Source organism: Gracilibacillus marinus (genome assembly GCF_042651725.1).
Taxonomy (GTDB): Bacteria; Bacillota; Bacilli; order Bacillales; family Amphibacillaceae; genus Gracilibacillus; species Gracilibacillus marinus.
The window spans coordinates 54,539-77,341 of sequence record NZ_JBHSDV010000001.1 but is presented as its reverse complement, the minus strand read 5'-3'; the positions used below and the strand labels follow the sequence as shown (position 1 = coordinate 77,341).

Sequence of the window (22,803 nt, the reverse complement as noted above, 5' to 3'; positions counted from 1 at the left end):
CTTTGCCTCAATCTAATTGATATGGCGTTTCTTGATACACATAATAATTTAACCAATTAGAAATAAGCATGTTAGAATGTGTTCGCCAACGTAGTCTAGGTGTTTGAGTTGGGTCGTCATTCGGATAGTAATTCACAGGTATTATCGGATTCAATCCTGCTGCTGTATCTCTATCAAACTCTTTTTGTAATGTAAATGCATCGTATTCCGGATGACCTGTTACAAAGATTTGTTTCCCATCTGTAGAAGCTACTAAATAAATGCCTGCTTCTTCAGATTCACTTAATATTTTAAGTCTTGGTTCTTTTTCGATATCTGTCTTTTTGATATCTGCTTCTCTAGAATGTGGCACAACAAATTCCTCATCAAATCCGCTCAACAATTTTTCTCTCGGGTCTGATAATGTATGTGTGAAAATACCAGATAATTTCTCATCCATTAAGTATTTGTCAATACCATAATGATAGTATAAGCCTGCCATTGCACCCCAACAAATGTGTAAAGTTGAAGTTACATTTGTCTTACTCCATTCCATTATTTCAGATAGTTCAGACCAATAATTCACGTCCTCATAAGCTAACTTTTCAATTGGTGCGCCAGTAATAATCAATCCATCATATTTATTTGCTTTTACATCCGTAATAGACTTATAAAATTGCTCTAAATGCTCTGCCGGTGTATTTTTAGATACATGTGTACTTGTATGCAATAACCCAACATCAATCTGGAGTGGACTATTTCCTAATATACGTAAAAGATGCGTTTCTGTTTGTTGCTTTAATGGCATTAAATTTAATATTAGTATTTTTAATGGTCTTATATCTTGCGTAAATGCACGACTTTCGTCCATCACAAATATATTTTCTTCTTGTAATTTATTTTTAGCTGGTAATAAATCTGGAATTTTAATAGGCATATGACGAAACTCCTTTATATAAAGTTCTTGATGTGTATATTTTATTTAGATTCAATAAGAACTATTTTACTCATTTCTGTTAAGAAAATAAAGAAAAAGTTACTCAATTCTAAACTTTCTGACTTTTATAGTTAGAAAATATCTAAATTTGATATCACTCACATGTACATCATTACTAATCCAAAGTAGGAAAAAGTGCCTTCATAAATAAAGGCACTTCCTAATATATCATGTCATCCATTTAGGTGGTGTATTTTTTCCCCAGTAAATGTCTGCAATCGTATAATGTTCTTCAAAATTATCTTTCGCTAAATGATAGTGAAATTGAAAATAGTATCCTTCTTTTGGGCGTTTCACTTGCTTCACATGAAATGTAGCAATGTCACTTTTTTCTTTCACATCATATAGATTAAATATTCGCTCGCCATAGCCTGATGCAGGATTCTCTGCGACAACTAAATATTGGCTTCGTTCTAAACCAAAATCTTCGTACATTTGATTCAATACTAATTCTAAGTTTGGCATCACAATCGTATCTAATTCCTCATCCATTCGATCTGCAATACGTTGTCCTAACTTTTCCATTATTTGATATTTTGCTTGATCTGTTAATACTTCCAGATATAATTCTTCATTACTGTCAACGATGGAGCTCTCTTCGACATACTCAACTTCTACTTGTGATGTATTCTCATTTAATACATTATCATCAGGAGAGAATTCGCCTTTGTCTGTGTCGTTTATATCCGCATCTAAATAAATTGGAGGCACATATAAACCCAATGTAAGTATTGTAACTAATACTACGGTTATTTTTTTCATCCACCATTTCATTTTAATCGAGCTCCCTTACATCATCTTATTAAAATTTTACCATTTATAAGTTATTTGTCTATACGTACAAGTAGATTTCTTTAAATTTTACACAATTGTAATTTTTACACTACATTTTTTCTAAGTTTTCGTCGAACAAATTGCTTCTAGCATGAATAATTATTAGATTTCTTCAAATAGTAAATATAGCGAAGTTTCGATTGGAGTGAGAGTAGATTAAATGAAACAACAACATCTTGATCAACTAGAACAATATGAGAAGGATTTTGATCATGCCATCGCAGAGAATATTACTAAAGATGTCGCATATTATCGTACATTATTATCTAATATCGTTATGATTGGTGCCCCAAATGAGGATTGGGTATTGATAGATACTAGCCTAAAAAGATATCATAAAAGAATTATTCATGCCTGTGAAACAAGATATGGCACAAAAGCTCCTAAAGCAATTATCCTAACACATGGACACTTTGACCATGCTGGTTCTGCAAAAAAACTTGCAGATTATTGGAATGTCCCTATCTTCATTCATGAAAGGGAAATGGATTATGTAACAGGTAAACAATCTTATCCACCTGGAGATCCAACAGTCGGTGGTGGATTCATATCATTGTTATCAGCTATATTTCCAACAAAACCAGAGCATTTAGAAAAAATGGTACAGCCATTACCTAAGAATGGAGAAGTGCCGTATTTACAAGATTGGAAGTATATAGAAACACCCGGGCACACAAAAGGACACATCAGTCTATATCGCAAGAAAGATGGCATATTAATTGCAGGTGACGCCATATCTACTGAAAAGCCCGAGTCTTCTTGGTCTGTTATATTTCCATTACAACATGTGTACGGACCACCAGCTTACTTCACAGAAGATTGGCATATTGCAGAAGAATCTGTACGAAAATTAGCCCAATTACAACCAAACATGATTATTGCGGGACATGGTCTACCTATGAAAGGAACAGTAATGCAAGAGGAATTAGAGAAATTAACATCAAATTTTATGGAATTAGCTCTACCTAAACACAAAAGAGGGCACTAATTAATCATTTAGTGCCCTCTCTTTGTATTTGTCTAAGTTTATTCTATATTTTCAGGTTGTTTATATCTTACGAAGAAAGAAACAATCAATCCAACTAATGTAAGAATCGATAACCACAGAAATGCGGTATTTGAACCAACTATACCTGGGAAAGCCTCTCCGCTTTTCTCAGCAATAGATTCCGATGTTGTTAATACAGTTACTAATACAGCTGTTCCTATCGATGCAGACACGTTTTTTAAAGTGTTATCCATTGCTGCACCGTGTGCGATTAATCGATTCGGTAATTGGTTCAATCCTGCTGTCGCAATTGGCATCATAACCATGGACATACCGAACATTCGAATCGCAAATACAATGGTCATGTACGTAGTAGTTGTTTGGTCATCTAAGTTAGAAAACATAAATGTTCCAATTGTCATTAAAACAAGACCTGGTATTACTAACCACTTTGCCCCTACCTTATCAAAGATTCTTCCTGTAATTGGGGACATTAACCCTGTAATGAGTGCACCTGGTAAGATAACTAGTCCTGCATCTACAGGTGTAAAATCACGAGCATCTTGCATGTATAGTGGTATTAACGTTTCTACAGCGATAAGACCCATAAAGGAAATCATCCCTATAACGATAGTAAAAGGGAAAATGGAATATTTGAATACTCGGAATTCTAACATCGGATGCTCTAATTTCAATTGTCTTATAATAAATAGAATTAACGATAATAATCCAATCGCTAATACTGCAATCGTAATAGGTGAATCGAAACCTACATTCCCCGCACTTGTAAAGCCATATAGTAAGCCACCAAAACCAAATGATGAAAGAATGATGGAAAGGACATCCACTTTTGGTTTAGATACTTCAGTAACGTTTTTCATTACAAAATACGCAATAACGATATCAATAATGGCAATAGGTAAGATGATAAGAAATAACACTCTCCAAGAATATAATTCCGTTATCCAACCAGATAATGTTGGACCAATTGCTGGTGCAAATGAAATGACTAAACCAACTAATCCCATCACACTTCCACGTTTATTGACAGGGAATATCATTAAGAATACTGTCTGCATTAATGGTAGCATTACCCCTGCTCCTGCAGATTGAATGGCTCTCCCTGCTAACAATATAGCGAAGTTTGGCGCTAATGCCGCAACCAATGTTCCTAATGCAAATATACTCATTGCTGTAATAAATAATTGCCTTGTAGTAAAACGATCAATCAAAAATGCACTAATAGGTATCATAATACCATTGATTAACATAAATATTGTCGTCAACCATTGTGCTGAATTTGGAGTAATCCCCATCTCATCCATAATTGGCGGAATGGCTGTAATCATCAATGTCTGATTTAAAATAGCAATAAAAGCTCCTGCTAGTAATAATGCAACAATTGTCCCACGCTTTTCAATTTTTGTAGTCATCCGTTACACCTTCCTTCCTGTAAGCAACTAACACTTATGATGATAAAATAACATACTATTTCTAGTCCCGAAGGATATTGTATGCTTTTTTGTATAAAAAAGCAAAAATTAGAGACTATCACGAGTCTCTAATTTAACCAGCCTTTTTCATTTACTTTAGACAGTGCTTCTACCCGATTATCTACTTCTAATTTATCTAATATGACCGAGATATAATTTCTCACTGTACCATGAGAAAGAAATAGTTCTTTCGCAATGGTTTTTGTAGGTTTACCTTTTGCCATTAGACGCATCACATCTATTTCTCTTGATGTGAGGGGATTTGATTCTGTAAATGCGAGATCTACTAACTCAGGTGCATATATTTTCTTTCCATTCATTATTTTTCGAATCGAATCTGCTAATTCTTCACTTGGACTATCTTTTAACAAATACCCACGTACACCTGCTGTTCGTGCCCTTTCAAAATAACCTGGCCGTGCAAATGTTGTTAAAATAATTACTTTACAAGTCGTATCCTTCAAATGCTCCGCCGCATCTAAACCTGTCATAACTGGCATCTCAATGTCCATAATGCAAATGTCCGGATTTTCCTCTTCTACTAACCTAATAACTTCTGCTCCATTATTGGCTTTCCCTACAATTTGCATGTCCTCTTCTAAATCCAGTAATGCGCCAAGAGCTCCTAGTAACAATTGCTGGTCTTCCGCTAATACAATACGAATCATTCATTTTCCTCTCCTTGTTTAATTACATTTGGAATAACAATGAACAACTTCATTCCTTTCTTATCTGGGACAAACTCCATCTTGCCATTAACAAATTCTAACCTCTCTTGCATACCGTACAATCCATTTCCAAATGATAAATTAGCTGGAATGCCTATACCGTCATCTTTTACTTCCAAGAAAAAGCTATCCTCTGTTTCTATTAGCTTGATATAACAATTTTTCGCCTCACTATGTTTTACAATATTTGTAACAGATTCTTTTAAACACATACTTAAAACTGTCTGAATAAATAATGGAATGTGGTCAATTTGATGTGGTAAATCTATCCGCATTTTAATATTACCTGCATGTAGTAGTTGCTTCACGTGCGCTAATTCGTCCAAGATTCGGATGCTTTTCATATTAGAAACCATCTCTCTAACTTCTTTTAATGCTTGGCGAGCGATTTTTTGAATATCATCCAGTTCTATTTCTACACTAGTTGGTTCTTTACTAATTAATTTTTTCGCTAATTCACTTTTAAGGCCAATCATGGATAATTTCTGCCCTAATGTATCGTGTAAATCTCTAGCAATACGATGCCTTTCTTCTATAATCGCAAGTCTCGCAATTTTACGATTGGCATCTTCTAATTTCCCTTCAAGTTCATCTTGTTTCAACCTGTTATATCTATTTATAGGAATTAAAATAATGCCCAATATTGTCATAATTAAAAACGGCAATTGACCAATTATTGTCCCATAATCAATCAGAAATACACCGATAATCGCAAGTACTGTAGTAGTTAAATGGATAACATAAAATGTTACAAACGCTGCTTTTCTTCGCAAATTACCTATGTAAAAGGCAATAAACAATGCAAAATATACATAACTGAACAAAAATACCATCGCTAAATTAATAACAAGTTCCATACTTAATCCTACATATTGAAAAGAGCCCTTTGAAGTAAAAGTAATCCAGTAAATCGCAAAAAAGAGCAATGTTAGTACAATGCCTAGCCCTATTTCAATCAATGATGTAGAACGAAATATAAAGTAGAACGGCAAAACACAAAAAATTATCCATATATATAAACTGAGACCCGTATTTTTAGGGAAAATATGATACCAATTTTGCATTTTCTCCACCTCAGATTGAAATAAGTTTCTATTATAAGAATTTCCATTCACATATATTTATCTTAGCTTATCTTCTAAGATAGGAAAAGAAAAAATATATAATAATGCTTCAACAAACTAATGAAATAAAAATGGCTGGTCGATAGTTCAGTACATTCCTGAACTAATAACCAGCCAAATTAAAATCATTTAACGAAGTGTTTGTGTTTGCTTTGTTGGTGTAGCAATGGTTTTCTTCGTACGTAAAACATTGCTTTTTTTCAACTCTTTAAAACTAATAAATGTTTTTTGATCTTCATCATATAATCTAAATCGAATCGACTCTAAACTTGTTTTTAATGTAATGGTTGTCGCCTTTTGCAATGGTGGTGTTTCGGTATGTGCTTTTTCTAAATTATAATTAGGAACTCGTGGCGCTAAGTGATGCACATGGTGATATCCAATATTCCCCGTCATCCACTCTAACCATCTAGGTAGCTTATAATACGAGCTTCCATCAACTGCTGCTTTTACATAATCCCATTCTGACTCATGTTCAAAATACGAATCTTCAAATTGATGTTGAACATAAAACAACCAAATCCCTAACACTCCTGCAACATAAGCAATCGGTAATTGAACAAATACGATTGCTTCCCAACCTAATGTAAAGTACATAACCGTATACACAATTAATAAAGATATATTAATGATATACGTATTGATTCGTTCTTTCTTACGTGCATCTTTTCGATTTACTCTATTCTCATACAAAAATAATAAGAATGGACCTAACCCAAACATAACAAGTGGATGACGATATAATCGGTATTGTAACTTTTCAAAACGACTTGCATTTTTATATTCTTCCACTGTCATTATCCAAATATCGCCTGTGCCTCTTTGGTCTAAATTACCACTTGTAGCATGATGAATGGAATGTTCCCTTTTCCATTTTTCAAAAGCAAAATGAGTTAAAACTCCAGTAATGGTACCTAAAATTCGATTCCATTTTTTATTTTGGAAAAATGATTGATGTGCGCAGTCATGGAATATAATAAACGTACGAACCATGAAACCTGCTGCCAAAATAGAGAACGGCAAACTTAACCAAATGGAAATAGATAAACTCTGATATGCGAAAAACCATAATATAAAAAATGGAACAATTGTATTTGCTATTTGAATCAAACTTCTTTTTGTCTGTGAGGTAGCATATGGCATTACGTCTTTACGAAGTTGTGCTTGTTTTTGCTTGCTCATGTTCATCCCTCTTTCCGATACTTTTACTACTTTAAAGTAATTGTACCGAAAAGATGCACACTTTCGTAAGACACAGATGTCAGTAAATCAATATGACAAATGTCATATTGATAGTTATCTTCTATGCATCATTTTGTAATCTGAGCTTTTCTATTACTAAAATCAATGTCTTTATAATACGTATTCTTCACTAAAATATTTGGACCAAGGCAATGTACCTGTGGACAGTGACAGTTTAGCGATTGAGCTGTTTTTGACTGCATCCATTTACCATAAGCATCTGGCAAGGATGTTGTTTGTATATTACCTAAAGATGGTTCTTCTTGGTCACCAAAATCAGTCACAATTATTTCCCCACTAAATATATTTACATTTAAGCGTGATCTCCCATCTGGATCATTACGCACTGTCACATTTTTCTCTTTGTACAATCTTTGCATTAAAGCTAATTCCTCTTTGCTTTTATTACAAGGATATATTGGTAGTGTTCCAAACAACATCCAAATATCCTGATTTCGATGGTTGAGCAACCGAATAATTCCTTCTTGCATTTCCTGTAACGTTAATGTCTCTAAATTACTTGCAAAATCAACTGGATACATTGGATGTACTTCATGTCGGCTACATCCCATTTCTATGATATGGTCATGGATGGATTCTAAATATGGGAAAGTTCTTTTATTAAGCATCGTTTCCGCAGATACCATCACACCATTTTCAGCTAATCGTTGCGAATTCTCTACCATTCGTTCAAAGTATTTCTTCCGATTACTGCTCGTCGGCTTTCGCTCCATATTCACAAAACCAGTCTCTGCAAATTCATCAGGCGTTCCCCAATTATGAGATATATGTAAAACATCTAAATACGGAATGATTGCTTCATAACGTTCATATGGTAATGTTAAGTTAGAATTAATCTGTGTCCGAACTCCACGCTCATGTGCATAACGAAGTAATGGAATGACATATTCCCTCACTGACTTTTTCGACATCATTGGCTCTCCACCAGTAATACTTAATGTACGCAAGTCAGGAATTTCGTCTAACCTTCTTTTTAATAGGTCAAATGGTAATGCTTCTGGGTCTTTATCCCTTAATGTATATCCAACTGCACAATGTGCACACCTCATATTACACAAATGTGTAGTGGTAAATTCTACATTTGTCAATCGCATTTCTCCGAATTCTTTTACGTCCATATATGCTTCCCAAGGATCATATTGGGGTGTAATTGCTTGTAATGTATCATTTGATGTCATCTTGAACATCCTTCCTTCTTACTTCCGTTTTATTTCTGTCTAGTTACAATATAAAGCTAGACTAGTATTAGTTTAGCAAAAATATTAATTCTTTGCTAAAAAGAGTAATTCCAATAAATTTACATAAATGTAATATTAAATTAATATATTCCAATTATACTAGATATTAATATAGATACATCCATACTAAGTACCCTATTATAAACTATAATTATCCAAACACACTTTCTATTTATTCAGAGTACTGTATGTATTATCAAATTAACTTAGGAGGTATGAAGTGAGAAACACTATTATCGATATTGTAGAAGGAACTATTTTAACCACATGCGATACAAAAATTGAAGTAATAAAACAGTTATTTGAAAGTAACTTTCCAATGACCACTATGATTATAACAAGTGATTTGCAACCAGTTGGAATTATCAGTCGTAAACAACTCGATAAACATTTTCGCTCGATGCATGAATATAATCTATTTATGGGAGAACCAGTATCTTCATTCATGCAGAAAAATTTCCTCTCATTTGAAATGTCTAGGCCTCTTGAAGATTTAGTGATAAAGGCAATGAATCGACCTACAGAAGAGATGTATGATGACATTGTAATTACAAATCAACAAACAATACTTGGCATTGCATCTATTCGTTCGTTATTACTAACAGTTGTTCCTTATTGATTTCAATATGGCATTGCCTAATCAATGAAAGACATTTCTCTCACTGATTAGGCATCCACCTATTAGATTGAATGTTTTTATCAAAATATCGGATTCGCTAAACCCCTCCATACACTTTGCATGCACATTAATGGTAAGCGATTACATTTTAACGTAAGAATCTCTATAATCATTTGGAGAATCTCCAGTTAGTGATTTAAATATTCGCCAAAAATGGACATGACTCGTATATCCTACTAACTTAGCAATATGTGCAATTTTTTTATCTGTTTCAATTAACAATCTTTTCGCTTCGTTCACTCGAATCGCGTTGACATATTCTATAAAACTACAGCCTGTAGACTGTTTAAACATTCGACTAATATATTGTTGATTAAGGAAAAATTGATTGGATAGATGAGCTAAGGTTAAATCTGTATCGTAGTTTGCATTAATATACATGATGATCTCATTAATCACAGTATAATTCGTTCTGTTACCATATTTATGTAATCTCGTGTTTGTTTCCACATACTTTAATCTATCACATTCAATCAGTAACTGTGATAACAATAGCCTCAAATAGTATTCATTGCGACCTTTTGTTGTATGATATTCTGATAACATTTTTTCGAACAACAATTTAATAAAGTGGCTTTGTTCTTTTGTGATTGCTAACATAAGAGGTCCATGATGAAATAGTTTGATAATAAGTGGAATATCTTCTTTAAAAGGAAAGCTCTCTTTAAAATTCAGCACAATACGTTGATACCTTTCATCGTTTACTTTCGATTTATGAAGTACATTCTTGTTGATGAATAATAAATGGCCACTTTTAGCAACCCAATCTGTTCCGTTAATTGTAAAAGCCTTTTCCCCTTCGATCATATAGAATATCTCGTAATCTTGATGTAGATGGTAGTTGTTCATATCTTTACTATTCTCATATCCACGAGCATAATTTAGGTAAAATGATTGATTTCTTAACGAAACATTTACTTTCTCCACCTTTTCTACCTCCTCTATTAACTCCTCATAGATAAGAATACAGAATTTTCTGTTAATAAAAAAGATGATGATGACCTATTACTATAGTATGAAATCTCATTAACTTTTACATTGATTGTAATTATTTCATCATTTATTATTAATTAGGAAAGTACTCTTCCCATTTGATTAATCATTTCATATAATTATCTCTGGAATAGTAAAATTTACATACTTTATAGATGAGGAGCACAAAAGCACATGAAAGAAATTATTGTGTATACATTTGATCGTACCATTAACCAATCAATTGATGTTGTCTTTGATTATGTGAATGATGACGAAAAGATTAAACTTTGGAATCAATTTATTATTAATAACATTTACGAAAATGATACAAAAGTACTGGATGTAGGAACAAAATTTACTTCAATACAAAAAATAGACAAAAAAGAAATATCTGTGGATTGTATCATCACAGAATATGAAGCACCATATAAAATTACGATAGAAGCAACTTCCAAAGAAGGGACAAGTATAACAAAGTACCTTCTTAGTAGAGACGGTCATTTTACAAACCTAAGTATCATTGTAAGTATTATTCCTAGCAACTGGTACTATAAAGTAATGACAAAATTATTCGGCTGGGCTACAAAGTATATATATGAAGAAGAATTTAATAGATTAGAAGCGTATTTAGAAGAAAACGTAGAACTAGAGTATCGATAATGCAAAAATCCGAACAGAGATCATGTTTGCACATGTGTACTGTTCGGATTTTTATCTATTATTCGTATTCTTTGTCGATTGTTTTTTCACTTCTTACTGTATCTATATGTCTCACCATTCCCTCAATCTGATCTCGTTTGTCTTCTAAGAATGGTGGTAGAGATAGCTTTTCTCCCAATGTTTCGTAATTTTCATCCCCCATAAATCCAGGGCCATCTGTTGCTAGTTCAAATAATATTTGTGGAGCTACGCGAGTGTACAGTGATTTAAAGAAGAAGCGATCCACATAACCAGATGTTTGGAAACCAAATTTTCTGTAATGTTCATCCCATTCTAATAATGTCTCTTTATCCTCTACACGAAATGCCGCATGGTGTACAGTTCCGTATCCTTGCAATGCATTTGGCAATACTTTATTCTCTTCTACAATTACCTGTGCACCATTTCCGCCTTCCCCAACTTCAAATAGATGTTTGCCTTCTTCGACTGCTATCTCATTAAACTGTAATACTTTTTCCATTACTTGTTTAAAATAAGAAAAGTCCTGAATCCTTACAAATATTGGACCTAATCCAGTAATTGCATATTCTAAAGGGATTGGACCATTCGCCCAAGGTGTACCTGATTTTACTCCTTTATTATGCTCATCAGAAATTAATTGGTATTGTTGATCATCAAAATCCACAAAGGACAATGTCTTTTTACCAAACAACTCTTTTATCCCACTGTGACGAACTTGGAGACGATCAAAGCGTTTTTCCCAATAGTCTAAAGCTTTGTCACTCGGTACTCGAAAAGAAGATTTATAAATTTCATTCGTTCCATGTGACCCTTTTGGAATACGGGGAAAATCAAAAAAAGTCATGTCTGTACCTGGACTACCTTTATCATCTGCAAAAAATAAATGGTATGTTTGAATATCATCTTGATTGACTGTCTTCTTAACAAGACGCATTCCTAATATATATGTGAAAAATTGATAATTTCTTTCTGCACTACTAGTGATTGCTGTGATGTGATGAATTCCTTTTAACCCTTTCATTCGCTCATCTCCTAATTATCTCGAATTCAAGATAAATATAACATAGTCATTTTTATCTGTCAATGAAGCAATATTTCTTAAGCTATGTATATGATACATTACTTACACAACTTCAACAGTAATTAGTTCTGTTGAAGTTGTGTTTATTTATCATCTATTTCCACCAATCAGCAAAAACATCAATTGGATCTTCTCGTTTATGTCTTGTTTTTATATACCAATTTTCTATCGTTTCTGCGTCTTGTTCACTCACTTCTCTACCTTCCAAATAATCATCAATCGCTTCATAGGTAACACCTAAAGCAACCTCGTCTGGCAATTGTGGCTTATCACTTTCTAAGTCGGCTGTTGGCGTTTTTAAATAAAGGTGTTCTGGACAACCTAACATTTTCAAAATCGCTCTACCTTGTCGTTTATTCAAACGATATAATGGGACAATATCGGCTGCTCCATCCCCATACTTTGTATAAAATCCTGTAACTGCTTCTGCTGCATGATCTGTACCGACAACGACGCCCTGAAGTGCTGCAGCCAGATCATATTGAACCTTCATACGTTCACGAGCTTTTGTGTTTCCTTTTATAAAGTCACTAATTGATCCTATTGACTCTATTATTGCTTTTTCACTTGCATCTACCGCTTCTTTAATATTAACTCTAATTGTCCTACTTGGCTGAATAAATTGAAGGGCATCGATACAATCCTCTTCATCTGCTTGTTCCCCATATGGCAAACGAACAGCGATAAATTCATAGGTTGTGTCCTTTCGTTCTTCATTTAATTCATTTACTGCAGCCTGACAAATATATCCTGCTAGTGTGGAATCTTGGCCACCTGAAATCCCTAGAACTACACTACGAAGAAAAGTATGTTTACTTAAGTATGCTTTCACAAAATCAACACTTCGTCTATATTCAACTTTTGGATCAATTTCTGGTGAAACTTTAAGATCTGAAATAATTTGCTTTTGTAACTTACGCATCGTATCACTCCTTTATTAAGATTCAACCATTCCTTTTACTCTTGTTTTCACTTCTTTGATTCGTTCCATTTTGTTTTCCCAACATAGTTCACTTAAGTCTACTGGGTATTCTTCTGGTTTCATTGTTCGCTTATATTCTTCCCATAATAAGCCTAAATTTTCATTGGCATAATTTTGAATTTCTTCAAGACTAGGTGATTCATATGTGACTACCCCATCTAATACCACATCTTCATGGAGATCTTTTGCTGTGAAATCTGTAACAAACTTACTAATATATGTGTGAATAGGATGAAACATTTTCAACCTTTCTTCGTCTTGAGGTCTTTCATTATCTAGTGCAATATAATCACCTTCCGAGTGACCATTTACATTGTTAATTATACGATACACTCTTTTACTACCTGGTGTCGTTACCTTCTCTGGATTTGCAGAGATTTTAATTGTATCTACCATTTTTCCATTTTCTTCAATGGACACTAATTTGTAGACACCACCTAATGCAGCTTGATCGTATGCTGTAATTAATTTCGTCCCTATTCCATACATATCAATTTCTGCACCTTGGGCTTGTAAATTTAAAATAGTATATTCATCTAAGTCATTCGAAGCTATGATTTGAGCATCTTTAAAACCAGCTTCATCTAACATTTTCCGAGCCTTCTTTGATAAATATGCCATATCACCACTATCAAGACGTATACCTTTAAAATTAATTTTTCCTTCAAATTCTTTTGCTACTCGAATCGCATTTGGGACACCGGAACGAAGTGTGTCATATGTATCTACTAAAAAGACACAATCTTCGTGAGTACTAGCATATTTTCTAAATGCTTCATAATCGCTTCTATATGCTTGCACCATCGAATGCGCATGCGTGCCTGCTATTGGTATACCAAAAAGCTTCCCAGCACGGACATTACTCGTTGCTGAAAACCCACCAATATATGCCGCTCTAGTTCCCCATATTGCCGCATCCATCTCATGTGCTCGTCTTGTGCCAAACTCCATCACCACATTATCTCCAACAACATGTTTAATTCTTGCAGCTTTTGTTGCAATTAATGTTTGATAATTCACAATGTTAAGTAATGGTGTTTCAATTAATTGTGCTTCTGCTAATGGTGCTTCCACTCGGATTAACGGTTCATTTGCAAAAACAACTTCTCCTTCTCTCATGGAGCGAATCGTGCCACTAAATTTCATTTGTCTTAAATAGTCGAGGAAATCATCTTCATACCCACCAATTTCTTTCAAATAGGTTAAATCACTTTCTGTAAATCCAAAATTATTAATAAAATCTAATACCCGTTCTAATCCAGCAAATACCGCATATCCATTATCAAATGGTAATTTGCGAAAATAAAGTTCAAAAACTGCCTTTTTATTTGCCATACCATCGCGCCAATACGTTTCAGCCATATTTACTTGGTACAAATCTGTATGTAGCATTAAACTATCGTCTTCATATGATGTCATTAATCTTTCCTCCAAATTCCTTCACAGTTGCTCCTAGTGCATCCGCAAAATGTCCAAGTGCCCAATCGTGTCCTTTTTCATTAAAAGAAGCTACTGCGTCCTTATAAATAACAATATCGAATCCTTTATTATATGCATCCATTGCTGTGTGTAAGACACATATATCTGTACATACACCTACTAGATGCAGTTCAGTAATTCCGCGTTCGCGAAGTAAAGACTCTAAATTGGTTCCTAAAAATGCAGAATATCTCGTCTTATCCATATAATATACATGTTTTTCTTGGCTATTCTTTTCATATACCCTTTTTAATTCCCCATATAACGTTCTTCCGTGTGTATCTCTAATATTGTGAGGAGGAAATAATTTTGTTTCTGGATGATAGGAATCATTCTTATCATGTACATCGACAGCAAAAACAGTCATTTCTTTTGCTTCAATAAATGCATTTGTAATCGCAGTAATTGTTTTTTCAATGAATTGACCTGGTTCACCACAAGTTAATGCACCATCACTAGCCACAAAATCATATGTATAATCAATATTAATCAAAGCTCGCTTAGACATTACGACACTCTCCTTTTGATTACTAACTAATTAATAGTATATTATAGCAAACCTTTCATTAATTTTCAGATTTTTTTACATATATAGTTAGTCATTATATGATAGAATTTAGGAAAACACTGGAGGTGGAACAATTGACAACAAAGCCAAAAGTAGTCTTAGCTGGTGGTTCTGGATTTATTGGTGAGTATATCAAACAGAAATTAGATGCATTAAACTACGATGTTGTAATGATATCAAGAAGAAAGCCTGCAATTACATGGAATGACAAAGAAGGGATGACGGAAGCATTAGAAAATGCAGAAATGGTCATCAATCTTGCTGGAAAGTCGGTAAATTGTCGATACAACGAGAAGAACAAACAAGAAATAATGACTTCAAGAGTAGGAACAACAAGACTATTAGGGGATGCAATCAATCGTTGTAGTACTCCACCGAAATTATGGATCAATGCAAGTACAGCAACTATTTATCGTCATGCAGATGATAGACCGATGACAGAAGAAGATGGTGAATATGGTACAGGATTCTCTGTCGATGTAGCTAAAAAGTGGGAAAAGGCATTTTTTAGTTTTCAATTACCACACACACGCCAAGTTGCATTACGAATCGCCATCGTACTCGGTCCAAATGGGGGTGTAATGACTCCATACAAAAACTTAGTAAAATTTGGCCTTGGCGGCATTCAAGGAAATGGTCAACAGATGTTTAGTTGGATACATATTGAAGATGTATTCCAAATCATGATGTTCTTAAAAGAACGAAATGATTTATCTGGTGTATTTAACTGTTCCTCTCCAAAACCAGTTCCTAATTATATATTTATGAATGCAATGAGACAAAAGCTAAACCGTACATACGGATTACCTACACCAAAACCATTATTGGAGATAGGCGCTACATTCATTCGTACCGAAACAGAACTAGTATTAAAAAGTAGATGGGTACTACCAGAAAAACTACAACAAGCAGGTTATGTATTCCAATACCCATCCATTAGTGGCGCATTAGGGGATTTATTATAAAAGGAAGAATGCGAAAAACGCCAGTGAGTATATTATTCACTGACGTTTTCTTTTATTTGTTACACTTATAAATTATTAAAGAACACACGCAAAATATCTGTCCCTGCGACGATTGTTCCAATCGAGCTTCCTAAGTTTGCAAGAATAATAATTAATAAAATACGCGTTACTTTATTAGACCAAAATCCTTTTAATGTATGAACATCATCTGCTAATGCCTCAAAGTCTGATACATGTGGTTTTTTCACTAATGCCTGTACAAATCCTGCAAACCAACCTGCTGCCATCAATGGATTTAATGAGGTAATTGGTGCTGCAATGAATGCAGTTAAAATTGCTAATGGATGCCCAAGTGCGATAATAGCACCTAATGCAGAAAAACCACCATTCCAAAGTAACCAACTCATGATCTGTTGCCAACCTGCCATAGGATTTGTCACAAATGTATATGCAATTAATCCAATGATTGCAAAAGGAATTACCCACCCAATCACTTTAGGTGCCTTAGATTTTGGTGGTACTTTTGTTAATGTTTGAAGATTATGGTCTTTATGTAGTTCTTGCTTGATTCCCGGCACGTGTGCTGCACCTAATACTGCCACAATCTTCTCACCTGGTGCACGCTTAATCTTTTCCGCTAGATATTGATCGCGCTCGTCTATTAGTGGTGTTTTTAATTTAGGGAAACTCTCTGTGAATTCACTTAATACACTATCAATCGCATCTTGTGTTTTCATTTTTTCTAATTCTTCTTCTGTAATAGATTCTTTCGAAAATACGCCAGCTAATACTTGTGTTAGTAACATCATCTTTCCTTTCATCCCGATGTTACCCCAAATACGCGAAAAAGTTATTTGGATATTTCGATCAGCTAACACGAGTTCTGCACCTATCTCATTCGCTGATTCAATCCCTTGAATCATTTCTTGACCTGGTTTGATATCAAATTGTGCAGCCATTCTTTTTTGGAAAGAAGATATTGCCAAATTCATTAATAATAAGGAAGCTTTCTTCTCTTTAATAATTTGAAATATATCTGTATCTTTCCATTTATTTCCTTCTACAATGGAATCATATCTTTGTTTATCTAGTTCAATACATACCGTATCTGGCTGTTCATTCTCGATGATTTTTTTAACTAATTCCGCACTCTGTTTCGAAACATGTGCAGTACCAATTAATATAATTTCTTTCCCATTCAATTCTATTCTTGTGATTTGTTCATTCTCATTCGTCATCCACTTATCCTACCTTTTTAACGAAATATACTTCTTATTATATAGTATCTATTCATGCATGCATAACGATTTCAACGTGGTAATGTTAATTTATATTTGTATTTTTCCCCATGATAAGCGGTTCTTACATATTCAATCGGCTGCTGATCATTTACATAAGTCAGGCGTCTAATTAATAAAATCGGCGCTCCTTCTGTTACTTTTAAATATTTCTGGTCTTCCTCATTAGCTAATGCAGATTCGATTTCTTGATCGCCATGCGTAATAGGTAATTGCAAGTTCTTTTCTACATACTGATAAAAGGATGTCGTAAAATCATTCTCTCGTAACTCACCAACCAAATACTTTGGAATATACGCAATTTCAAAGGCTATTGGAACATTATCAGCCATTCTAATACGCTTTAATTGATACACTTCGCTATTTTCTTCGATGTGTAACTTTGCTGCTAATTGGCTATTTGCTTGTACACTCTCTAATGAGATGATTTTGGAACTTGGTATCTTCCCTTTTTGCTCCATTTCTTCACTAAAACTGGTGATTCCTTTAAGTGTATGTTGAATTTTCTGTTCTGCAATAAATGTGCCTTTCCCTTTCATTCGTACTAAAAGACCCTCTTGCGCCAAATTATTAATCGCTTGTCTTACAGTCATTCTACTAATATTGTATTTCTCTGTATACATTCGTTCTGATGGCAATAATTCGCCTTGCTTTAATATCCCATTTTGAATTTGTTCTCTAATCTCTTGTTCTAATTGATAATAAATAGGTAATGGAGAATTCTTGTCAATCATAGACAACTCTCTTTCTAATTATAAAATGATTACATTTATTTTAACAAAAGGATTCAATCCTGTACACTTGTTTAAATGTATAGACAACTATATATGTCTATGTTATAGTTAAGGAAAAAGGGGTGATGCATGTATGTCCAAAACACTCATTCATAATGCAACAATCTATACGGAACAGCAAATTATCGAAAACGGATCGTTAGTAATAGATAATGAAAAAATTGCTACAATTACGAATCAAACCATTTCATCAGAAGCAGTAGATACTATAATCGATGCGAATGGGTTAACCTTAATCCCTGGTTTTATAGACTCACATATTCACGGTGGCTACGGGGTAGATGTGATGGATGCAACAAAAGAAGCTTTAGAGACGATTGCAGTTCATTTGCCACAAGAAGGAACAACTAGCTTTCTTGCAACTACCATTACCCAATCTATCGATAACATTACTGATGCATTGAAGAATGTTGCTATGTTTCCGAATCAAGCAGGCCAAGCTGAAATTATCGGTGTCCATCTAGAAGGACCGTTTATTGAAGCAAAAAAAGCAGGTGCCCAACCACTACAACATATTCTGGCACCATCCATACAACAATTCACAGAATGGCAAGAACAAGCAAATGGCCTAATCAAAACAATTACATTGGCACCAGAACTAGAAGGAATGAAACAATTTATCCAATTTCTATCTAATCAAGGAATCACTATCTCTGCCGGACATACGGATGCAACATTCAAGGATATGCAACTGGCCGTAGAACAAGGTGTCACACAACTTACCCACTTATGTAATGCGATGAACGGCATGCATCACAGAGATGTAGGTGCTGTAGGTGCAGCGTTACTTTTAGATAATTTAGTTGCTGAGATTATCGCAGACAAAATCCATGTATCAAGCGCGATGCTCCATATTCTATATCAACAAATAACTAAGAACCGACTCATCCTTATCACAGATGCGATGCGAGCAAAAGGACTTCCTGATGGGGACTATGAATTAGGTGGGCAAGCGGTAAATGTAACGAATCAAGTAGCCACATTAGAAAATGGCACACTAGCTGGAAGCACATTAAAGATGAATAAAGCTGTCAAAAATATGATAGAAGTAACAGGAGCAGATATAAGAGATATCATGCAAATGGCGTCCATTAATCCAGCAATACAAGCGAAAGTAATCGATAGAAAAGGAACAATTAAAGAAGGAAAAGATGCTGACATCTTATTAATAGATAAGGAATGGAATATTCATTTTACATTCTGTAACGGAAAATTAGCATACAAGAGGTGATAACATGAATGTGATAAAAGCACAAGACTATGCACATATGAGTACATTAGCCAGTGATTTAATTATAGAAGAGATAGAAAAATCCGCATACTTCAAACTCGGATTAGCAACAGGATCTTCACCTGTTGGATTATATAAAGAACTCATTGAAGCATACAAAAAAGGAACACTTTCTTTTGAAAATGTGACATCGTTTAATCTAGATGAATATGTAGGACTAAAAAGTGATGACCCGAATAGTTATCATTATTTCATGCAACAACATTTATTTAATCACGTGAATATTCAAAAACATAAAACCTTTATACCGAACGGGATGGCAAATGACTTACAGGAAGAATGTAGACGATACGAAGCATTAATTGAAGAAGAAAAAGGGATTGATCTTCAAATTCTTGGTATCGGAGAAAATGGTCACATTGGATTTAATGAACCGTCTACACCATTCACAGAAAAAACACATGTCGTTTCATTAGATGAATCTACTCGTGAAGCTAATGCGCGTTTTTTCAATTCAAAGGAGAATGTCCCTACACAAGCTATTACTGTTGGCATTCATACAATTATGAAAAGCAAAAAGATTTTACTTTTAATTTCAGGAGAATCAAAAAAAGAAGCCTATGAGCGCTTAATGGATCCACATATAAGCACATACTTCCCAGCATCCATTTTACACGAACACCCAGATTGCACAGTAATTGTAGACACAGAAACAGTAATGGGGTAACAAAAGTGAAAGGGCCCGATAAGAAACGTAGTGACTGGAGAGAATCAACTGAAATAAAGGAATCACGATGAGCTTGCGAATCGATGATGACTTATTGTAAGTTGATTTGCGAAGTCACCTAGTTTCTGGGCACTTGAGCTAGACGATACAAAAGCGAAAGGGCCCGTTTAGAAACGTAGTGACTGGAGTGAATCAACTGAAATAAAGGAATCACGATGAGCTTGCGAATCGATGATGACTTATTGATGGTTGATTATCGAAGTCACCTAGTTTCTGGGCACTTGAGCTTAGACGATACAAAAGCGAAAGGGCCCGATAAGAAACGTAGTGACTGATACAAAGTGATTAGTACAAATGAATTCTTTAATTACAAAAATCCAAACGATTCGAAGGCTATTTACCGTATCGTTTGGATTTTACGCGTATTAGAAGTGAGATATAATTTTAAAATTCGATATGTGCTATGCAACCGCTTCGGCTATGATTTCGTCTTTAGCTTACGAACCATTATGAGCAATATTTATGTGCACACCACATTGTTTCTACCATTATTTTCTTATGGCATTTCAATTGAAATTTCTTTAATTACTTGTGGCTCATCAGGTAAATCATTGTTTCCTCTCGGCACCTCAGAAATTTCTTTAGCCACATCTAATCCACTAATTACTTGTCCAAATGCAGCATACTCTCCATCTAGATGAGGCGAATCTCCAACCATAATAAAAAACTGAGAACCTGCAGAATCAGGGTCTTTACTTCGCGCCATAGAGATGACACCTTCTTTATGTTTCAAAGGATTCTCTATTCCATTACTATCAAACTCACCTTCAATGGAATATCCTGGTCCACCAGAACCATCTCCATTCGGGTCTCCACCTTGGATCATAAAATCAGGAATGACACGATGAAATGTCAATCCATGATAAAATTCAGCATTTGCTAATTTGATAAAATTTTCTACTGTTTTAGGTGCAATTTCTGGGTACAGTTCTACAATAATTTGTTCGCCACTTTCCATTTCAATTGTTGCAACAGGATAATCCTTTTCAGGTATATCCACTTGTTCATAAGAATCACCTTCAACCTGTGATTGTCCACTTTGTCCGCATGCCGTTAACAAAAGCGTAATGAAAAACATAATAAAAAGTACTAACTTTTTTCTCATAATACATGTCCCTTCTTATCTTTATATTCACATTAGTTATACCATATATATGAAGAATCTGCACAAATCCAATAAATGATCCGATTATCATTAGCCTAAGAGCCAATGATAATCGGATTCATATTTTTACGTATGTTGTTGAATAACATTTCGCAATATGTCTGCTACACCCGTACTTCCATTCTTTAATTCGTTATCTGTTAATGTGATACGAACAAAACTTTCATCCATATCTAATGCCTCAGCAAATAAGCTTCCAATCCCTTTTACTTTTCGATCTATTTGGATTACAAGCTCTACTCTATCTTCTTTCACAAAGAATACCACTTCTAATTCATCTAAGTCTCCACGGAACTCTCTAATTGGTTTAAATTCAAACTCTTGTACATATCCATGTCTTTTTGAATGTTCCATTTCTACTTTTCTAAGTTCAAAGCCTAAATCTGATGTAATTGCTTGTAATACTGTGTCCATATAAGGGTGTGGGGAAACTTGTAAATAGTCCCTGTCATTTGGATCGATTGCTTGTGGAATATCTAATCCCGTTTGTACCCACACCCTTGTTCTGTTAATCGTTGGTGGTGTATGGATTGGCAATCGAAATTCAAAATCAATCACTTTATCTTCCTCTGCTCCAATCTCAAATGATTCATTTAAGGCAAATCTATGCAAAACCACTTTATCATAATATTTCTTATCGTCCTTTTCGCGTAGTGCTTCTGTCATGACAAAGAGGTTTATACGTTCTACTTGTTGCTCAATTCGTCCACCTTTAATGACTACTTTCCCCTCTAACATTTCTCCTGGGGATACATGATCATGTAGTAACTGTGTATCAACTTCCGCACTTCCAATTCCTGCACTTGCTAATAACTTCTTAAACATGCATATCCTCCTTATCATCAATAGCAATTACTATAAGATGTATCGTTTATTTTTCGTACTCTATAGTTTACGAGGATGTCTTCAAATAGTTTCATTAAAATGATTTTTTCTCCATTAAAGGATACTTTCTAATACTATATCCTTTCCAAAGTAAAGTACTATCAATGTTAAAAGAATAAAAATGATTTTTTCTGTACTACTACCTGTTCTTGTTGTGATTGGAAATCGAATATTCCATTTAATTGGATATAATAATTGAATCCCTTTTTTTGTAGCTGCGTCTAATATGTAATGACTAATCATCCCAATTGCAACACCTACTATAATGGACTTATCCGAAGTCAATTTTCCTAAAATTATACAAATAAGAAATAAAAACAAGATACTATGTGTAAACGTTCGATGTCCAAATACTCGATTAATTATTTTGGAGACTATTCGAAAGCGTCTCCCTATTTTACTGCCACTATGGCAAATATCTGGAAGTAATGCTCCTACTACACCTGCTGTAATAAGTAATAGAGGATCATATTCTGTAAACTGTACTACCGTAGTTGTAGAAGCAATACCTGCCATTACATGTGTTTTCCCTGTCATGTAGCTCTCCTTGATGTAAAAAAATAGTGAGGGTTTATTTTATCACAACTCT

General features: G+C 34.3%; 23 protein-coding genes. 6 read left to right on the top strand and 17 right to left on the bottom strand.

Annotated features, from left to right (window positions below):
• Positions 1-7: 7 nt before the first annotated feature.
• The gene (gene metA / locus ACFOZ1_RS00435) at positions 8-916 is read right to left on the bottom strand and encodes a homoserine O-acetyltransferase MetA (RefSeq protein ID WP_390194720.1); all 909 of its coding nucleotides are present in this window, start codon (positions 914-916) and stop codon (positions 8-10) included.
• A 228-nt stretch (positions 917-1,144) separates the two neighbouring features.
• Positions 1,145-1,750: a YpjP family protein gene (locus ACFOZ1_RS00430; RefSeq protein ID WP_390194719.1), complete on the bottom strand. Its 606-nt coding sequence runs from the start codon at positions 1,748-1,750 to the stop codon at positions 1,145-1,147.
• A gap of 220 nt (positions 1,751-1,970) precedes the next feature.
• Between ACFOZ1_RS00430 and ACFOZ1_RS00425 the strand changes: the two genes are divergently transcribed.
• Positions 1,971-2,798 carry an MBL fold metallo-hydrolase gene (locus ACFOZ1_RS00425; protein ID WP_390194718.1) on the top strand — a complete coding sequence of 276 codons (828 nt, stop codon included), beginning with the start codon at positions 1,971-1,973 and terminating at the stop codon, positions 2,796-2,798.
• Between the two features lie 38 nt (positions 2,799-2,836).
• Here ACFOZ1_RS00425 and ACFOZ1_RS00420 read toward each other — a convergent pair whose 3' ends face one another.
• From ACFOZ1_RS00420 to yfkAB, 5 genes are all read right to left on the bottom strand, one after another.
• Complete coding sequence (locus ACFOZ1_RS00420) at positions 2,837-4,231, bottom strand: DHA2 family efflux MFS transporter permease subunit (RefSeq protein WP_390194717.1); 1,395 nt, start codon at positions 4,229-4,231, stop codon at positions 2,837-2,839.
• A 128-nt stretch (positions 4,232-4,359) separates the two neighbouring features.
• Positions 4,360-4,959: a response regulator gene (locus ACFOZ1_RS00415; protein ID WP_390194716.1), complete on the bottom strand. Its 600-nt coding sequence runs from the start codon at positions 4,957-4,959 to the stop codon at positions 4,360-4,362.
• Positions 4,956-6,083, bottom strand: coding sequence for a sensor histidine kinase (locus tag ACFOZ1_RS00410; protein WP_465253835.1), 1,128 nt, complete (start codon positions 6,081-6,083; stop codon positions 4,956-4,958). Before ACFOZ1_RS00410 ends, ACFOZ1_RS00415 begins: the two co-directional genes overlap by 4 nt.
• Before the next feature lie 189 nt (positions 6,084-6,272).
• Positions 6,273-7,325, bottom strand: coding sequence for a Delta(5) desaturase DesA (gene desA, locus ACFOZ1_RS00405; RefSeq protein ID WP_390194714.1), 1,053 nt, complete (start codon positions 7,323-7,325; stop codon positions 6,273-6,275).
• Positions 7,326-7,453: 128 nt separating this feature from the next.
• On the bottom strand, positions 7,454-8,584 hold the full coding sequence (gene yfkAB, locus ACFOZ1_RS00400; protein ID WP_390194713.1) for a radical SAM/CxCxxxxC motif protein YfkAB: 1,131 nt from the start codon (positions 8,582-8,584) through the stop codon (positions 7,454-7,456).
• A gap of 280 nt (positions 8,585-8,864) precedes the next feature.
• On the opposite strand from yfkAB, the gene ACFOZ1_RS00395 reads away from it, so the two are divergent.
• Positions 8,865-9,263 (top strand): CBS domain-containing protein, encoded by a 399-nt coding sequence (locus tag ACFOZ1_RS00395; RefSeq protein WP_390194711.1) that lies wholly within the window; start codon positions 8,865-8,867, stop codon positions 9,261-9,263.
• A 141-nt stretch (positions 9,264-9,404) separates the two neighbouring features.
• Here ACFOZ1_RS00395 and ACFOZ1_RS00390 read toward each other — a convergent pair whose 3' ends face one another.
• A complete protein-coding gene (locus tag ACFOZ1_RS00390; RefSeq protein ID WP_390194709.1) occupies positions 9,405-10,250 on the bottom strand; it encodes an AraC family transcriptional regulator in 846 nt (281 codons plus the stop codon).
• A 240-nt stretch (positions 10,251-10,490) separates the two neighbouring features.
• Here ACFOZ1_RS00390 and ACFOZ1_RS00385 point away from each other — a divergent pair, with 240 nt between their 5' ends.
• The gene (locus tag ACFOZ1_RS00385; protein ID WP_390194707.1) at positions 10,491-10,958 is read left to right on the top strand and encodes an SRPBCC family protein; all 468 of its coding nucleotides are present in this window, start codon (positions 10,491-10,493) and stop codon (positions 10,956-10,958) included.
• A 58-nt stretch (positions 10,959-11,016) separates the two neighbouring features.
• Here ACFOZ1_RS00385 and ACFOZ1_RS00380 read toward each other — a convergent pair whose 3' ends face one another.
• From ACFOZ1_RS00380 to ACFOZ1_RS00365, 4 genes are all read right to left on the bottom strand, one after another.
• Positions 11,017-12,000: a ring-cleaving dioxygenase gene (locus ACFOZ1_RS00380; RefSeq protein WP_390194706.1), complete on the bottom strand. Its 984-nt coding sequence runs from the start codon at positions 11,998-12,000 to the stop codon at positions 11,017-11,019.
• Positions 12,001-12,154: 154 nt separating this feature from the next.
• Positions 12,155-12,982, bottom strand: coding sequence for an ammonia-dependent NAD(+) synthetase (gene nadE, locus ACFOZ1_RS00375; RefSeq protein WP_390194704.1), 828 nt, complete (start codon positions 12,980-12,982; stop codon positions 12,155-12,157).
• A 15-nt stretch (positions 12,983-12,997) separates the two neighbouring features.
• Complete coding sequence (locus ACFOZ1_RS00370; RefSeq protein ID WP_390194702.1) at positions 12,998-14,461, bottom strand: nicotinate phosphoribosyltransferase; 1,464 nt, start codon at positions 14,459-14,461, stop codon at positions 12,998-13,000.
• Complete coding sequence (locus ACFOZ1_RS00365; protein ID WP_390194700.1) at positions 14,448-15,029, bottom strand: cysteine hydrolase family protein; 582 nt, start codon at positions 15,027-15,029, stop codon at positions 14,448-14,450. The genes ACFOZ1_RS00370 and ACFOZ1_RS00365 overlap by 14 nt, the downstream gene beginning before the upstream one ends.
• Before the next feature lie 134 nt (positions 15,030-15,163).
• On the opposite strand from ACFOZ1_RS00365, the gene ACFOZ1_RS00360 reads away from it, so the two are divergent.
• Positions 15,164-16,054, top strand: coding sequence for a TIGR01777 family oxidoreductase (locus ACFOZ1_RS00360; protein WP_390194698.1), 891 nt, complete (start codon positions 15,164-15,166; stop codon positions 16,052-16,054).
• Between the two features lie 65 nt (positions 16,055-16,119).
• On the opposite strand, the gene ACFOZ1_RS00355 is transcribed toward ACFOZ1_RS00360, so the two are convergent.
• Both ACFOZ1_RS00355 and ACFOZ1_RS00350 read right to left on the bottom strand, forming a co-directional pair.
• Positions 16,120-17,292: a TraB/GumN family protein gene (locus ACFOZ1_RS00355; RefSeq protein ID WP_390194697.1), complete on the bottom strand. Its 1,173-nt coding sequence runs from the start codon at positions 17,290-17,292 to the stop codon at positions 16,120-16,122.
• A gap of 71 nt (positions 17,293-17,363) precedes the next feature.
• A complete protein-coding gene (locus tag ACFOZ1_RS00350) occupies positions 17,364-18,086 on the bottom strand; it encodes a GntR family transcriptional regulator (RefSeq protein WP_390194695.1) in 723 nt (240 codons plus the stop codon).
• A gap of 133 nt (positions 18,087-18,219) precedes the next feature.
• Here ACFOZ1_RS00350 and nagA point away from each other — a divergent pair, with 133 nt between their 5' ends.
• Both nagA and nagB read left to right on the top strand, forming a co-directional pair.
• Entirely contained in the window at positions 18,220-19,377 is a 1,158-nt protein-coding gene (gene nagA / locus ACFOZ1_RS00345) for an N-acetylglucosamine-6-phosphate deacetylase (RefSeq protein WP_390194693.1), read from the top strand.
• A 4-nt stretch (positions 19,378-19,381) separates the two neighbouring features.
• A complete protein-coding gene (gene nagB / locus ACFOZ1_RS00340) occupies positions 19,382-20,104 on the top strand; it encodes a glucosamine-6-phosphate deaminase (RefSeq protein ID WP_390194692.1) in 723 nt (240 codons plus the stop codon).
• A 556-nt stretch (positions 20,105-20,660) separates the two neighbouring features.
• On the opposite strand, the gene ACFOZ1_RS00335 is transcribed toward nagB, so the two are convergent.
• From ACFOZ1_RS00335 to ACFOZ1_RS00325, 3 genes are all read right to left on the bottom strand, one after another.
• On the bottom strand, positions 20,661-21,269 hold the full coding sequence (locus tag ACFOZ1_RS00335) for a peptidylprolyl isomerase (RefSeq protein WP_390194690.1): 609 nt from the start codon (positions 21,267-21,269) through the stop codon (positions 20,661-20,663).
• A 126-nt stretch (positions 21,270-21,395) separates the two neighbouring features.
• Positions 21,396-22,154, bottom strand: coding sequence for a sporulation protein (locus ACFOZ1_RS00330; RefSeq protein WP_390194689.1), 759 nt, complete (start codon positions 22,152-22,154; stop codon positions 21,396-21,398).
• A 114-nt stretch (positions 22,155-22,268) separates the two neighbouring features.
• A complete protein-coding gene (locus tag ACFOZ1_RS00325) occupies positions 22,269-22,751 on the bottom strand; it encodes a metal-dependent hydrolase (RefSeq protein WP_390194687.1) in 483 nt (160 codons plus the stop codon).
• Positions 22,752-22,803: the final 52 nt, after the last annotated feature.

Coding starts and splice junctions, on each gene's coding strand:
- metA (WP_390194720.1), bottom strand. CDS start 916: ATGCCTATTAAAATTCCAGATTTATTACCAGCTAAAAATAAATTACAA.
- ACFOZ1_RS00430 (WP_390194719.1), bottom strand. CDS start 1,750: ATGAAATGGTGGATGAAAAAAATAACCGTAGTATTAGTTACAATACTT.
- ACFOZ1_RS00425 (WP_390194718.1), top strand. CDS start 1,971: ATGAAACAACAACATCTTGATCAACTAGAACAATATGAGAAGGATTTT.
- ACFOZ1_RS00420 (WP_390194717.1), bottom strand. CDS start 4,231: ATGACTACAAAAATTGAAAAGCGTGGGACAATTGTTGCATTATTACTA.
- ACFOZ1_RS00415 (WP_390194716.1), bottom strand. CDS start 4,959: ATGATTCGTATTGTATTAGCGGAAGACCAGCAATTGTTACTAGGAGCT.
- ACFOZ1_RS00410 (WP_465253835.1), bottom strand. CDS start 6,083: ATGCAAAATTGGTATCATATTTTCCCTAAAAATACGGGTCTCAGTTTA.
- desA (WP_390194714.1), bottom strand. CDS start 7,325: ATGAGCAAGCAAAAACAAGCACAACTTCGTAAAGACGTAATGCCATAT.
- yfkAB (WP_390194713.1), bottom strand. CDS start 8,584: ATGACATCAAATGATACATTACAAGCAATTACACCCCAATATGATCCT.
- ACFOZ1_RS00385 (WP_390194707.1), top strand. CDS start 10,491: ATGAAAGAAATTATTGTGTATACATTTGATCGTACCATTAACCAATCA.
- ACFOZ1_RS00380 (WP_390194706.1), bottom strand. CDS start 12,000: ATGAAAGGGTTAAAAGGAATTCATCACATCACAGCAATCACTAGTAGT.
- nadE (WP_390194704.1), bottom strand. CDS start 12,982: ATGCGTAAGTTACAAAAGCAAATTATTTCAGATCTTAAAGTTTCACCA.
- ACFOZ1_RS00370 (WP_390194702.1), bottom strand. CDS start 14,461: ATGACATCATATGAAGACGATAGTTTAATGCTACATACAGATTTGTAC.
- ACFOZ1_RS00365 (WP_390194700.1), bottom strand. CDS start 15,029: ATGTCTAAGCGAGCTTTGATTAATATTGATTATACATATGATTTTGTG.
- ACFOZ1_RS00355 (WP_390194697.1), bottom strand. CDS start 17,292: ATGACGAATGAGAATGAACAAATCACAAGAATAGAATTGAATGGGAAA.
- ACFOZ1_RS00350 (WP_390194695.1), bottom strand. CDS start 18,086: ATGATTGACAAGAATTCTCCATTACCTATTTATTATCAATTAGAACAA.
- nagA (WP_390194693.1), top strand. CDS start 18,220: ATGTCCAAAACACTCATTCATAATGCAACAATCTATACGGAACAGCAA.
- nagB (WP_390194692.1), top strand. CDS start 19,382: ATGAATGTGATAAAAGCACAAGACTATGCACATATGAGTACATTAGCC.
- ACFOZ1_RS00335 (WP_390194690.1), bottom strand. CDS start 21,269: ATGAGAAAAAAGTTAGTACTTTTTATTATGTTTTTCATTACGCTTTTG.
- ACFOZ1_RS00330 (WP_390194689.1), bottom strand. CDS start 22,154: ATGTTTAAGAAGTTATTAGCAAGTGCAGGAATTGGAAGTGCGGAAGTT.
- ACFOZ1_RS00325 (WP_390194687.1), bottom strand. CDS start 22,751: ATGACAGGGAAAACACATGTAATGGCAGGTATTGCTTCTACAACTACG.